The sequence below is a fragment of the Exiguobacterium profundum genome (genome assembly GCF_001909285.1).
GTDB classification, from domain to species: domain Bacteria; phylum Bacillota; class Bacilli; order Exiguobacteriales; family Exiguobacteriaceae; genus Exiguobacterium; species Exiguobacterium profundum.
In genome coordinates, this window is record NZ_MRSV01000001.1 from 2,428,591 (window position 1) to 2,440,825 (window position 12,235).

Annotated in this window: 13 protein-coding genes; 1 reads left to right on the forward strand and 12 read right to left on the reverse strand. The window is 50.2% G+C overall.

From position 1 onward, the window contains the following. Positions 1–20 precede the first annotated feature (20 nt). Positions 21–1,334 carry a dihydrolipoyl dehydrogenase family protein gene (locus tag BBB58_RS12535; RefSeq protein WP_074037543.1) on the forward strand — a complete coding sequence of 438 codons (1,314 nt, stop codon included), beginning with the start codon at positions 21–23 and terminating at the stop codon, positions 1,332–1,334. A gap of 42 nt (positions 1,335–1,376) precedes the next feature. Here BBB58_RS12535 and mnhG read toward each other — a convergent pair whose 3' ends face one another. The 12 genes from mnhG to BBB58_RS12595 all read right to left on the reverse strand — a co-directional run bounded on the left by mnhG (position 1,377) and on the right by BBB58_RS12595 (position 12,104). After that, positions 1,377–1,736, reverse strand: a complete 360-nt coding sequence (gene mnhG, locus BBB58_RS12540) for a monovalent cation/H(+) antiporter subunit G (RefSeq protein ID WP_074037545.1) — start codon at positions 1,734–1,736, stop codon at positions 1,377–1,379. Continuing rightward, positions 1,714–2,010 carry a Na(+)/H(+) antiporter subunit F1 gene (locus tag BBB58_RS12545; protein ID WP_026826530.1) on the reverse strand — a complete coding sequence of 99 codons (297 nt, stop codon included), beginning with the start codon at positions 2,008–2,010 and terminating at the stop codon, positions 1,714–1,716. The genes mnhG and BBB58_RS12545 overlap by 23 nt, the downstream gene beginning before the upstream one ends. Next, positions 2,010–2,495, reverse strand: coding sequence for a Na+/H+ antiporter subunit E (locus tag BBB58_RS12550; RefSeq protein ID WP_074037546.1), 486 nt, complete (start codon positions 2,493–2,495; stop codon positions 2,010–2,012). Before BBB58_RS12550 ends, BBB58_RS12545 begins: the two co-directional genes overlap by 1 nt. A gap of 7 nt (positions 2,496–2,502) precedes the next feature. Next, entirely contained in the window at positions 2,503–3,987 is a 1,485-nt protein-coding gene (locus BBB58_RS12555; protein ID WP_074037548.1) for a Na+/H+ antiporter subunit D, read from the reverse strand. Continuing rightward, entirely contained in the window at positions 3,980–4,321 is a 342-nt protein-coding gene (locus tag BBB58_RS12560) for a Na(+)/H(+) antiporter subunit C (protein ID WP_074037549.1), read from the reverse strand. The genes BBB58_RS12555 and BBB58_RS12560 overlap by 8 nt, the downstream gene beginning before the upstream one ends. Continuing rightward, on the reverse strand, positions 4,321–4,758 hold the full coding sequence (locus BBB58_RS12565; protein WP_015881092.1) for a Na(+)/H(+) antiporter subunit B: 438 nt from the start codon (positions 4,756–4,758) through the stop codon (positions 4,321–4,323). The genes BBB58_RS12560 and BBB58_RS12565 overlap by 1 nt, the downstream gene beginning before the upstream one ends. Next, the gene (locus BBB58_RS12570) at positions 4,730–7,171 is read right to left on the reverse strand and encodes a Na+/H+ antiporter subunit A (RefSeq protein WP_074037551.1); all 2,442 of its coding nucleotides are present in this window, start codon (positions 7,169–7,171) and stop codon (positions 4,730–4,732) included. Before BBB58_RS12570 ends, BBB58_RS12565 begins: the two co-directional genes overlap by 29 nt. Positions 7,172–7,517: 346 nt before the next feature. Beyond that, positions 7,518–7,832 (reverse strand): thioredoxin, encoded by a 315-nt coding sequence (trxA, locus tag BBB58_RS12575; RefSeq protein WP_015881090.1) that lies wholly within the window; start codon positions 7,830–7,832, stop codon positions 7,518–7,520. A gap of 107 nt (positions 7,833–7,939) precedes the next feature. After that, entirely contained in the window at positions 7,940–8,905 is a 966-nt protein-coding gene (locus BBB58_RS12580; protein ID WP_074037552.1) for an electron transfer flavoprotein subunit alpha/FixB family protein, read from the reverse strand. A 14-nt stretch (positions 8,906–8,919) separates the two neighbouring features. Beyond that, positions 8,920–9,693 carry an electron transfer flavoprotein subunit beta/FixA family protein gene (locus tag BBB58_RS12585; RefSeq protein ID WP_015881088.1) on the reverse strand — a complete coding sequence of 258 codons (774 nt, stop codon included), beginning with the start codon at positions 9,691–9,693 and terminating at the stop codon, positions 8,920–8,922. Positions 9,694–9,772: 79 nt separating this feature from the next. Next, a complete protein-coding gene (gene fadR / locus BBB58_RS12590) occupies positions 9,773–10,351 on the reverse strand; it encodes a fatty acid metabolism transcriptional regulator FadR (RefSeq protein ID WP_074037553.1) in 579 nt (192 codons plus the stop codon). 79 nt (positions 10,352–10,430) lie between these two features. Beyond that, complete coding sequence (locus tag BBB58_RS12595) at positions 10,431–12,104, reverse strand: AMP-binding protein (RefSeq protein WP_074037555.1); 1,674 nt, start codon at positions 12,102–12,104, stop codon at positions 10,431–10,433. Between the last annotated feature and the right edge of the window lie 131 nt (positions 12,105–12,235).

The following is a 12,235-nucleotide window of genomic DNA, read 5'->3' on the forward strand; positions in this document are numbered from 1 at the left end:
TCAGAGGAGGATTTTATATTATGAAACGATACGATGTCATCATTATCGGTAGCGGATCCGCAGCGGGTCAAGCCGCTTCCATTTTACGCGAAGCCGGTAAAGAGATCGCCATCATTGAGAATTGGACGTTCGGGGGAACATGTCCTCAACGCGGATGTGACCCGAAGAAGATGCTTGCCGAAGGAGCAGAACTCCTTGCCCGAACGGAACGTATGCGTGAGCTTGGCGTCGAAGGAAGCCTGTCACTGGATTGGTCGTCCTTTAAAAAGCGGATTGATGAGTACCGCCTCTCTATCCCAACATCCAAAAAACAGCATTGGGATGAGATGAACATTGACTTATATCAGGGAGAGCCTCACTTTATCGATGAGGATTCAATCGTCATCGATGGTCACGAGCTCTCTGCCACTCAATTTTTAATCGCTACGGGTCAAACGCCCCGCCCTCTTGACATCCCAGGTGGCGAACTGGCGATCACGAGCGATGATGTGTTCGACCTTGACACGGTTCCCCATTCGATTCACATCGTAGGCGCCGGGTATATCGCATTTGAGTTTGCCCATATCTTCCGACGATTCGGAAGCGACGTGACACTCCTCATCCGTTCACGTGCGTTGAAAGCATTCGACCCGAACGTCGTCCATCGGCTCATTGAGGAATCGAAGCGAATCGGCATCACCATCCGACATGACGTCGAACCAACACGAATCGATGGCAACGTCTTAACGTTATCAGATGACTCTACCCTCGAAGGCGTGGTCCTTAACGCCACAGGACGAATTCCAAGCATCGAGCGACTCCGGCTTGAAGCGGTCGGTGTCACAGCGGATCATCACGGTGTACACGTGAACGAGCATCTGCAAACCAGTAACCCGAATATATACGCCGCGGGCGACGTCGCCAAAAGTCCCAATCCTGCGCTCACTCCATTCGCCGGTCAGGAAGGGCGCCTCGCCGCACTCAATATGCTTCACGGGAATACACGGTCACTCCCTGAGCGTCCGGCCCCGACCATCGTCTATGCGACGCCACCGATTGCCAAAGTCGGTCTTACGGTCGAGGAAGCGGAAGCTGAGGGAATTGACTTCGACGTGAAAGAAACGGACATGTCGCACTTCCTCACCTATTCACGAATCAACGACGCAACCGCATATTCAAAAGTGTTACTGAGTGCAGAAGGGCACGTCATCGGGGCTCATTTGATTGGTCACCACGCCCCTGAACTCATCAACCTGTTCTCTTTCATTATACAGAACAAACTGTCGCATCAACATGTGAAGCACTTAGAAGTCGCCTATCCGACCGCCGCCTCCGACCTGACCTATCTCATCTAAACAAAAGACGGGACTTGCCTCTTGGCAAATCCCGTCTTTTTCTTATTCGATTCCTTTGTCCTTGTCTTCTTTCAGTGCGTCTTGTAACGACTTCTCCCAGAGCGAGACCCCTTTCGCGTGCGCCGCACGCGAGATGAGGTGACCCCCAACAGGAGCCGTCAAGAGGACGAAGAAGAGCCCGAGCAAGAGTCTTGCATCAAACACCCGTTCATCGACATATACATGAAGGACGGCCGCAAAGAGGACGAACATGACACCGAGTGTCGCGCTCTTCGAGGCAGCGTGTGTTCTCGAATAAATATCAGGGAGACGGATGAGACCGATCGCGGCGACGACCGTGAAGAAGACGCCGATGATCGTGAAGATGCCGGTAATGAGATCAAAGATCATTGTCGCGGTCATGTTGGATTATCTCTCCCCTCTCTAAGAATTTCGAGAACGCCACCGTTCCGATGAAGGCCAAAATACTGAGTAGTAAGATGACTTCAAAATATAAGGTCGTATCGAGCAGAATCGACAGTAACGCGACGACCGAGATGAGCGCGATCCCGATTGAGTCGAGTGCGATGACCCGGTCTGCCGTCGTCGGTCCTTTCACGACACGATACAACATCATCAACATCGCAAGCAAGAGAATGGCGAGCGAGATGTAGATGAGAATGTCTAGTAAATCCATCACTCTGTCGCCTCCTTAATGCTTGATTCAAAGTTATCATAAATGTCTTTTTGTAGCGCTTCTTTATCCGGCATGTTGAGTGCGTGGATATAGAGCACGGAATTGTCTTTTGACACCTGAACGACGAGCGTCCCTGGTGTGAGCGTGATCAGCATCGAGAGCAAGCTGACTTTCCATCCTTTGTCGAGCGACGTTTCATAGCGGAAAATTCCTGGTTGAATCTTCAACTTCGGACTAAGGACGAGGCGCAGTACCTCAAAGTTCGCGAGGAACAATTCACGGATGAAGATGAGAAGCAGTTTAAACAGACGCCAGACGCGTGTGAAGTAAAAACCGCCCCCACTAGATTTAAAGAATCGGCGCATCATGAACAAGATGAGTAAGCCGAGTAGATACCCGATGAAGAATCCGCTCGATGTGAACGACCCCGTGAGGAACATCCAGATGAACGCCAGGAAAAAGTTAATCAATAGTTGATAAGCCATCTGTCATTCACTCCTTTATCACGGCATCGATATAGATTTCTGGATTGACGAGCGGCTCAATCGCTTGCGTAATATACGGATGGATCGCTTCTGCCCCAAATCCGTATGCGACCGCAATGATGAGCAACAAGAAGACCGGTACAATCAAACGCTTCGTATACGGTACGAGCGGTCCATCATACTCGCGCTTCGCCTCGCCCCAGAACCCGTTCAAGAAAATCTTCATGACCGAATAGAGGACGAAGAGACTCGACAAGAGGACGAGAAGTGGTCCGAACAGCTCGCCTTCGTCCATCCCACCTGAGACGATCAACAATTTCCCGAAGAATCCACTGAGTGGTGGAATCCCAGCGAGCGAGAGCGCTGCGACGAAGAACGTCCATCCGAACAACGGGAAGCGAGTGATGAGTCCGCCCATATCACGGAGTTGACCGGATTTGGTGATTCCGATCATCATCCCGACGAGCATGAAGAGAACGGCCTTGATGATCATATCGTGAATCAAGTAGTAGAGCGACCCTTCAAGGGACGTCTGCGTGTTGACCGAAATCCCGTATAAGATGACCCCGACTGCGATCATGATGTTGTAGATGATGATCAACTTCACGTCGTTATAGGCGATGGCCCCTGTCATCCCGATGAAGATGGTGAGGACAGCGAGCACCATGAGGAACGTCTGTAAAAACTCACCGTTCCCATCAAAGAGTAGCGTGTACGTCCGCAAGATCGAGTACACCCCGACTTTCGTCAAGAGAGCCCCGAACATGGCGAGAATCGGGGTCGGTGCGACCACGTACGCTCCAGGGAGCCAGTAGTGAAGTGGGACGAGTGCCCCTTTCATCCCGAAGACGATGACGAATAGCACACCGATGACGGTGATGACGTCCGGGTTATCGACAAGCGGGATCTTCATCGCCAAGTCCGCTATGTTGAGTGTACCTGTGACACCGTAAAGCAAGGCGACCGACATGACGAAGAGCGCCGAGGCGATGATGTTCACGAGCAAGTATTTGATTGACTCACGTAACTGGACGCCACGTCCACCGAGTACAATCAATACGTATGAGGACATCAAGAAGACCTCAAAGAAGACGAACAAGTTGAAGATATCACCTGTCGTGAAGGCACCGTTCACCCCGACGAGCAAGAACAGCATCGAGATGTACAAGTAGTTGCCTTCATATGAGTCAGAGAAATAATGGACGGCGAACCACACGATGAAGAGCGTGAGGAGAGTCGACGTCGTCACGAGTAGGGCTGACAACATATCCGATACGAGCGTGATGCCGAACGGTGCTTGCCAGTTCCCGAGGTTGAGGGTTTGAATTCCCTCCGTGGAGACCGTATGCACGAGAAAGAGTGACACGATCGCCGTAATAACTAAAGCTCCAAGAGCCATCGCGCGCTGCAGCTGGACCCGTTTTGGCATAAACATCATAAGGATGGCCGCAAGCGCAGGAATGACGATTGGAAAGACCGGTAAGTTAATCATACGATTCTGTTCCTTTCATTTCTTCCATATTGTCCGTGCTGAGCTCCTGATACGTGCGGTAGGCAAGTACGAGGAAGAACGCCGTCACCCCGAAACTGATGACGATTGCCGTCAAGACGAGCGCTTGCGGTAACGGGTCTGTGAAATCCGTCACACCGTCGACGAGGACAGGGGCAGCCCCTGTCTTCAAACCTGCCGTCGTCAAGACGAGAAGGTGTGCCGCGTGACTGAACAAGGCAGTGCCGATGATGATGCGTAACAAACTTCTTGAGAGAACAAGATAGACGGCACACATCGTCAGGACACCGATGATGATGCTAACGAAGATTTCCATTATTCACTCTCTCCAATCGTTTGTATAATCGTCAACGTGATTCCGATGACTACGAGGTAAACCCCTAAGTCGAACGCAATCGCCGTGTGAAGCGTCTGTTCACCGAGAAGTGGTAAGTCAAACTTCCCGTATGCGTGCGTCAAGAACGGACGACCCAAGAAAACCGAGTGAAGACCTGTCGCAAGCGCAATCAGTAATCCGGTCGCCGTCATGAGACGGTAGTCAATCGGGAGCACGTTCGCGAGCGTCTTCGAATCAAATGCGAGTAGCAACAAGACGAGTGCCGCGGATGTCATCAATCCACCGATGAATCCTCCACCTGGTGAATAGTGACCGGCAAAGAACAAGTCGATGGAGAAGATGACAATGATGAAGAAAATGATAATCGCGGCCGTCTGCAAAATAACGTCATTGACGCGTCTGCTGTTTTGCTTCATGTTCACCTTCTCCTTTCGTACGTCGTGTTGTTCTAAATTTAATCATCGTGTAGATCCCGAAAGCCGCAATCCCGAGAACCACGATTTCAAACAAGGTATCAAATCCACGGAAGTCGACGAGAACGACGTTAACCATGTTTTTACCTGCTGCAAGCTCATACACGTTCTCTTTGTAATACTCTGAGATCGAAGTGAGCGATTTGTTTGTGAGCGCCATGAAGCTGAGAAGCGTCACGGTCGTCCCGACGAGAACAGCAACGATGGCATTCCCGACTTTGAAACGCATCCGTACTTCCTTCTTGCTGATGTCCGGCATGTGATAGAAGACGAGCAAGAACAATGCGACCGAGACCGTCTCGATGACGAGCTGCGTGAGCGCCAAGTCCGGTGCACCGAAGAAGACGAAGAACAGTGCCACGCCGTATCCAACGACCCCAAGTAGGATAATGGACGGGAGACGCGACTTCATGAAGAGAATCGCGAGCGCCGCTAGCATGACGACAGCTCCGAGCACATATTCATAAGGTGCAATCTCAGCCAGGTTCTCAAACGAGAAGCCGTACATGTCGAACCACCAGATGCTGAAGAGCATCATACCTGAAAGGAAGACGAAAATATAGATCAAGTACGACCGGATGAAACCAGTCATGTAGTTGTCTTTAAAGCGATATGCCGCCTTGTTCGACCATACGAGCGTACCGTCGTACATCCCGTTGAGCGTCAAACGATGTGGGATGCGGTTGTAGATGCCCATCCATTTACCCATTTGCCAGAACAGCAATGAACCGAGAAGGATCACCCCGATTGTCATATATAGTTCAGGCGTCAAACCGTGCCAGAAGTAAATATCTACTTTAACATCTTGCCCTTGCGCGACGAGTGTCGGATAGATCGACTCGACGGCTGGCTTGATGAGCGAGTTCGACAACACGTTCGGGAAGAACCCGAGACCGACAACGAGAATCGCGAGGATGACCGGCGAAATTAACATGCCGATCGGTGCCTCATGGGGTTGTTTCGGCAATTGATCGAACTTCGCCTTGCCCATGAACGTCCGCGTGAACAGCATGATGCTGTAGATGAACGTGAACACACTTCCGACGAAAGCGATGACCGGGAGTAGAATCCCAATCGTATCGAGCGCGAAGAAGTCGGCCGAGAAGACTTTCGTCGTCGCCTTCAAGAACATCTCTTTACTCAAGAATCCGTTAAATGGCGGAAGACCAGCCATCGATAACGAACCGATGACGGCGACCGTGAATGAAATCGGCATGACGGTCATCAGACCACCGAGTTTACGAATGTCACGTGTGCCCGTCTCGTGGTCGACAATCCCGACCATCATGAAGAGCGAGCCTTTGAACGTCGCGTGGTTGATCAAATGGAAGATCGCCGCAATCGTCGCGACCATAAAGATGTTGTCATCCATGCCGTCATAGTGGAGCGCCGCCGCTCCGAGACCAAGGAGTGACATGATCAACCCGAGCTGACTGACGGTCGAGAACGCTAGGATTCCCTTCAGGTCGGTCTGCTTCACGGCATTGAATGAACCCCAGAACATCGTGAACATCCCGACTCCGGCAATCGTCCATAGCCAGACGGATGATTCTTGGAACACCGGGCTCATGCGGGCCACAAGGTAGAGACCCGCCTTGACCATCGTTGCTGAGTGGAGGTACGCACTGACCGGAGTCGGTGCTTCCATCGCGTCAGGCAACCAGATGTGGAACGGGAACTGCGCTGACTTCGTGAACGCCCCGAGCAAGATGAGAATCATCGCGACGAGGAAGAACGGACTCTCGGCGATGACGCCCGAGTTCGCGACCATATCGCGAATGCTGTACGAGCCGACCATCGATTCGAGTAAGACGATCCCCCCGAGCATCGACAATCCGCCGAACACGGTGAGAAGCATCGACTTCTGCGCCCCATAGCGGGAACGTTCTTTCTCATACCAATATCCAATCAACAGGAATGATGAAATCGATGTGAGCTCCCAGAACATATACATGACAATCATGTTATCCGAGAGAACGACCCCGAGCATCGCACTCATGAACATCAAGAGATACACGTAAAAATGCCCGAGCGACTCTTTGTCCTTATTCAAATAGTAAATCGAATAAAGGACGACCAGTGCGCCGATTCCCGTGATGAGAAGGGCGAACAAGAGACTGAGTCCATCGACGTATGCCGTGAAGTTAATCCCGAGGGATGGCATCCACGCAATCGTCTCTGTCACGACGTCCCCTGCACTCGTGATCGGAATGAATCCGGCGAAGTAGGTGACGAGCACGACCGGAACGATCAAGACGAACCAGCCTGTATGAATTTGTTTCATCCCCCGGAACAAAAGCGGGATGAATGGTGCCGCAAGAAGCGGCAACAAAATAGCTAAATGTAACAGCGACAAGAAAATTCCTCCTTCGAACAGAGTCGTACAATAGATTGAGCCGTAAAGTAAGGTCACTTGACTCCATCATGTCTTCCTCATGAGTATAGCGTAAATTTTCAGTCTGTTTCCATGATAAAAGCTTCCAGTTCAAGCGCTCCCCCGTCAAAATTCCGAATCTGTTAAATATGAAGGAAGCCGACGGAATTTCTTCAAAAAAAATTTGAAATCAGACGTTATGTATCGGAATATGACCGGATTGAGGGTGCGTGGAATAACTCATCCTATTCCCTACTTGCCTGTCCTTTTCCTTCTTTTCTACTCAGTAAAACAAAAAAGCAGCCGATCTCAATCGGCTGCTACGCAATTATTGTGCTGTCGCGATAAACTCTTTCAATGCTTCTTTTGGTTGGAAGCCCATTGTTTTCGAAACAGGCTCACCATCTTTGAACATCATGAGTGTCGGGATACTTTGGATTTGGAAAGCACCTGCGACTTCAGGGTTTTCGTCGACATCGAGTTTCACGATTTGGACTTGGTCACCCATTTCTTGATCGAGTTCTTCAAGAACTGGCGCAATCATGCGACATGGTCCACACCAAGTTGCCCAGAAATCTACGAGGACGACGCCCTCTTTTACATCTTGTTCAAACGATTGAGTCGTTGCATGTTTAATAGCCATTTGTAAAAACCTCCCCAATAAGATGAGAGAGTCCTGATAGAGAACTCTCATGCAATTCATGTTCAGAGTATACCACGGAGGGTAACAACCCCAAAACGTTTTGCTTATTAGCTATTGACGAGGTGCTTACGGAACTCTTCCGTCAACATCGGGACGACATCGAACAAGTCGCCGACGATACCATAGTCTGCCACGCTGAAGATGTTTGCTTCTGGGTCCTTGTTGATGGCGACGATGACTTTCGCGTTACTCATCCCAGCCAAGTGTTGAATCGCTCCCGAAATCCCACATGCGATGTAGAGGTCCGGTGTGACAACTTTACCCGTCTGTCCGATTTGAAGGGCGTAATCGCAGTAGTCGGCGTCACATGCTCCACGTGAAGCACCGACCGCGCCTCCGAGAAGCTCTGCCAACTCTTCAAGTGGTTTGAACCCGTCTTCGCTCTTGACGCCACGTCCACCTGCGACGATGACTTTCGCTTCCGCCAAATCCACTTTCCCAGTCGCTTTTCGCACGACTTCTTTGACGATCATCGCGAGGTCTTTCAATTCGACGGCTGGCGTTTCAACAGAGACGCTCGCGCCTGCTTGACGTGCGAGTGCATCGATGTTGTTTGGACGGATTGTGAAGAACATGACCGAATCTTTGAACTTCACTTTTTCGAACGCTTTCCCTGAGTAGATTGGACGCACGAACTCTGCATCATGTCCAGTTCCTTCGATGGAGACAACGTCACTGATGAGTCCGGCATCGAGACGTGCCGCAAGTTTAGGTGCGATGTCTTTTCCAAGAGCCGTGTGCCCGAGAACGATCATTTCCGGATTTTCTTGCTCGATCAACTGGCGGAGCACTTGACCGTAGCCGTCAGGCGTATAATGCTTGAGGCGATCATCTTCGACGACGAGGACGCGGCTTGCACCATACTCCCCGAGTTCTTGTGCGAGTGATTGCACGTGATCCCCAATCACGACTGCCGTCACATCGTCTGTCAATTGCTTCGCCGCAGCGATGGCTTCGAATGATACGTTACGTAACGCGCCTTCACGCGCTTCTGCGAGTACTAAAGCTTTCATCTATGATCTCCCCCTTAAATGACTTTCGCTTCCGTGCGAAGAAGTTGTACGAGTTCGCTCACTTGTGTCGACATGTCGCCTTCAAGGATACGGCCCGCTTTCTTCTCTTCTGGCAAGAATCGTTCAATCGTCTCGATTTTCGCTTCGATTTCATCTTCATCGAGATCGATGTCCATGAGTTCGAGTTCTTCGAGCGGTTTCTTCTTCGCCTTCATGATTCCTGGCAAGCTCGGGTAACGTGGCTCGTTCAACCCTTGTTGTGCCGTCACGAGAAGTGGGAGTGCGACTTCGATCACTTCCGTATCCCCTTCGACGTCACGTGTGACCGTAGCCGTTGTACCATCGATTTCAAGACCCGTGATCGTCGTCACGTAGTTCATGTCGAGAAGTTCTGCGACACGTGGTGCGACTTGTCCGCTACCGCCATCGATTGCCACGTTTCCTGCGAAGATGAGGTCTGCGTCCTGTTCTTTCAAGTATGTGGCGAGCACTTTTGAAATCGTGACATGGTCCGCATCCTCGACATCGTCCTCGATTGAGATGCGAACGGCTTTGTCCGCACCCATTGCGAGCGCTGTACGTAATTCTTTATCCGCATCTTCTGGTCCTACCGTGACGACCGTGACCTCTCCCCCGAGTGCGTCACGTTTTTGAATCGCTTCTTCGACCGCATATTCGTCATACGGGTTGATGATGAACTCAGCGCCATCTTCTTGAATTTCCCCATTCTCGAGCTGAATCGCTTCCTCAGTATCAAACGTACGTTTCAGCAAAACAAAAATATTCATGGTTGATCCCCCTTTAGTCAATTCTTCCCATCATTCATGAATCAGCATTCATTTTTTGAGCTAGTGATAGGGCTCACTGTTACGTAAGCCCTTTTTTCAACATATGGTGCACATTTGGAAGCGTCGACAACAGATCATACTTGAAGCCGCTCGCCATCCAACTCGTCACAACCTCATCGATTGTGCCGAAAATCATTTGACGGGCGAGTCGATAGTCTAAATCCTTGTCAAACTCTCCTGTCTCGATTCCATGTTTGACGACAGAATCGATTAAGTTCAAATACGGTTTGAGCACTTCTCCGATTTTTTGGCGAAGTACCAAGTTCGACTGCCGCAGTTCGATTTGTGTCACGACGGCGAGGTCGTAATCTGCCGACAGTTGCTTTAAATGTGATTCAATCAACTGATACAACTTACTCCCAGCTGACGTCTCGCTCTCGATTTGTTGTTTCGAGTAGTCGATGAACAGCCCCATCTTCGCTTGGAACAATTCGATTAAGAGATGCTCCTTGTTTTTGAAGTACAAATAGATCGTGCCGTCCGCGACACCCGCCTCTTTGGCGATGGCTGTCACCTTTGCACCGTGATAGCCATGATTGGCAATTACTTTGACCGCCGCATCAATGATTCGGTCACTTTTCGAAATATGATTTGTCATTAACCCCAAGCTCCTTACCGTTGCAGAAAAATGAATGATGGTTCATTCATTTATTATTCTATCATGCGTACGCTTGGTGTCAACTGCTTTGTTTCACTTGTTTGGCCTTCTCTTCGTCGACGAGGACACGGCGTAAAATCTTACCGACGAACGTCTTCGGCAACTCGTCGCGGAACTCATACAACTTCGGCACTTTATAGGCCGCAAGCTTCTCACGACAATGTTTGTCGAGTTCTTCTTCCTTCACACTCGAGCCATCGCGAAGGACGATGAACGCTTTGACCGTCTCACCCCGATATGGATCTGGGACACCGATACAGACCGCTTCCTTCACGGCCGGATGTTCGTAGAGGACTTCTTCGATTTCACGCGGATAGACATTAAAGCCACCTGCGATGATCATGTCCTTCTTCCGGTCGACAATATAGAAGAACCCGTCCTCGCCCATGTAGCCGAGGTCACCGGTTGCGAGCCACCCATCTTTCAAGACGGCTGCCGTTTCCTCCGGTTTCTGCCAGTAGCCTTTCATGACTTGTGGACCGCTCAGCATGATCTCCCCGATTTCACCGATGTCCGCCTCTGTTTCTCCGTCTGCTTTTACTATTTTAGCAGAAGTATCCGATAACGGGGCACCGATTGAGCCAACAATCCTTTTATCCCACAAGAAGTTCGCATGCGTGACCGGCGACGTCTCAGACAGACCGTACCCTTCGACAATGCGACCACCCGTGATCTTCTCAAATTCCTCTTGCACTTCGATTGGAAGTGGTGCCGAACCCGAGATACACGCCTCAATCGAAGACAAATCATACTTCTTCAGTTTCGGGTCGTTCAAGATTCCGACATACATCGTTGGTGCGCCCGGGAAGAAGTGTGGCTTTTTCTTCTGAATCGTCTTTAAGACATCCGTCACTTCGAAACGTGGCACGAGGACAAGCTCATAGCCGTTCGTGACCCCAAAGTTCAGACAGCAAGACATCCCATAGACGTGGAAGAACGGCACGACACACAATACGCGTTTCTCGTCCCCGCGATTGTACTTATAGAATAAGTTCGTGATTTGATCGGCGTTCGCGGTCAAGTTGAAATGGGTCAACATGACACCTTTCGGAAGTCCCGTTGTCCCCCCTGTATATTGAAGAACGGCGACATCTTCTTTCGGTTCGATGTCGAGTGGCGTGATAGGGTTAAAGTCTTTATAATTTTTGAACGGCGTCGATCCGGTCGTATCGATGACGATATTGTTCTCACGTTTCACTTTGATTGGATACAGTTTGTTTTTCGGGAATGGTAAGTAATCAGCGATACTCGTCGTGATCACGGTTTGAATCTCCGTCTTCTCACTGACGCGAAGCGTTTTCGGATATAACAGGTCGAGGGTGATGACGATTTTGACACCTGCGTCCGTGACGAGGTTTTCTAGCTCACGTTCCGTATAGAGTGGGTTCGTCTGGACGACCGTCCCTCCTGCATAGAGTACGGCATAGAACGAGATGACGTATTGAGGACAGTTTGGAAGCATGAGGCTGACGCGGTCGCCTTTTTCAAGCCCTTTCGCTTGAAGCATCGTTCCGAGTCGACGTGCGGCATCATCGATTTCCGCGAATGTCCACTCCTTTCCGATAAAGGAGACGGCCTTACGATTTGGATAATCCTTTGCTGCGCGAGACAACGCCTCATAGAGCGGCTTTACCTCATAATCGATTGACTGGGGCATTCCTTCTGGATAATCTTGTAACCACGGTTTGTTCATCGCTGTTCCTCCTTGGAAATGAATACTCATTCAGTTAACCCTATTATAATGCTAAGAAAACGCTTTCATCTACCCTTTACCCGATAATTTTCAGAAAATATCAAAAAAAGCGATTGGATTTGTCATCCAAT

What these genes read in the sequence shown, in the direction of transcription:
- BBB58_RS12535 (WP_074037543.1), top strand. Translation starts at nt 21, where the DNA reads ATGAAACGATACGATGTCATCATTATCGGTAGCGGATCCGCAGCGGGT.
- mnhG (WP_074037545.1), bottom strand. Translation starts at nt 1,736, where the DNA reads ATGACCGCGACAATGATCTTTGATCTCATTACCGGCATCTTCACGATC.
- BBB58_RS12545 (WP_026826530.1), bottom strand. Translation starts at nt 2,010, where the DNA reads ATGGATTTACTAGACATTCTCATCTACATCTCGCTCGCCATTCTCTTG.
- BBB58_RS12550 (WP_074037546.1), bottom strand. Translation starts at nt 2,495, where the DNA reads ATGGCTTATCAACTATTGATTAACTTTTTCCTGGCGTTCATCTGGATG.
- BBB58_RS12555 (WP_074037548.1), bottom strand. Translation starts at nt 3,987, where the DNA reads ATGATTAACTTACCGGTCTTTCCAATCGTCATTCCTGCGCTTGCGGCC.
- BBB58_RS12560 (WP_074037549.1), bottom strand. Translation starts at nt 4,321, where the DNA reads ATGGAAATCTTCGTTAGCATCATCATCGGTGTCCTGACGATGTGTGCC.
- BBB58_RS12565 (WP_015881092.1), bottom strand. Translation starts at nt 4,758, where the DNA reads ATGAAGCAAAACAGCAGACGCGTCAATGACGTTATTTTGCAGACGGCC.
- trxA (WP_015881090.1), bottom strand. Translation starts at nt 7,832, where the DNA reads ATGGCTATTAAACATGCAACGACTCAATCGTTTGAACAAGATGTAAAA.
- BBB58_RS12580 (WP_074037552.1), bottom strand. Translation starts at nt 8,905, where the DNA reads ATGAAAGCTTTAGTACTCGCAGAAGCGCGTGAAGGCGCGTTACGTAAC.
- BBB58_RS12585 (WP_015881088.1), bottom strand. Translation starts at nt 9,693, where the DNA reads ATGAATATTTTTGTTTTGCTGAAACGTACGTTTGATACTGAGGAAGCG.
- fadR (WP_074037553.1), bottom strand. Translation starts at nt 10,351, where the DNA reads ATGACAAATCATATTTCGAAAAGTGACCGAATCATTGATGCGGCGGTC.
- BBB58_RS12595 (WP_074037555.1), bottom strand. Translation starts at nt 12,104, where the DNA reads ATGAACAAACCGTGGTTACAAGATTATCCAGAAGGAATGCCCCAGTCA.